Raw genomic sequence first — 494 nt, forward strand, 5'->3', positions numbered from 1 at the left:
TCAATGATGCCTGTTACTGGAAGTCCTGCATCTTCCTGGTACTGCTTTACAGCATTCACTCCAGCCGTATAATAAACTCCTGTAATTCCTCCAGCATTATACCCCTTTACAAACAATGCGCACTGCAGAATGCATACATTTGGATTTCCTGGATCATTAGCATTCATTTTAGAAATATCACTTAAAGATCTCATTTTATTTAAAGTGATATTTCCTACTGTTCCTGTTACTGGAGAGATTCCATTTTCAATCTGAAAGGCTCTGATAATCCCCTTGCATGTACCTGTACCAGTCAAGCCGTCCTCATCCAGCTTTACCCATTCAGAACGATGACCATACATGCTGTTTAAATATTTCTGTGCCTTTCTAACATTTTCATCTGCCATTATTACTATCCTCCTATTTTGTTAACTACTTTACGTAGAATTCATACCGGTATTCTTTCTACATTTTTATCATACATTCATTCAGAAGCACCATTGTGCCTTTCGCAT

At 37.7% G+C, this 494-nt stretch carries 1 protein-coding gene; it reads right to left on the minus strand.

Annotation, left to right across the window (positions count from 1 at the left end; genetic code table 11):
* Positions 1 to 386 (minus strand): peptidoglycan-binding protein (locus tag B2S90_RS04640; RefSeq protein WP_286696606.1); only part of this gene is annotated, 386 nt, incomplete at its 3' end.
* Between the last annotated feature and the right edge of the window lie 108 nt (positions 387 to 494).

This window comes from Catenibacterium sp. UBA627, assembly GCF_002299355.1.
Taxonomy (GTDB): Bacteria; Bacillota_I; Bacilli_A; order Erysipelotrichales; family Coprobacillaceae; genus Catenibacterium; species Catenibacterium mitsuoka.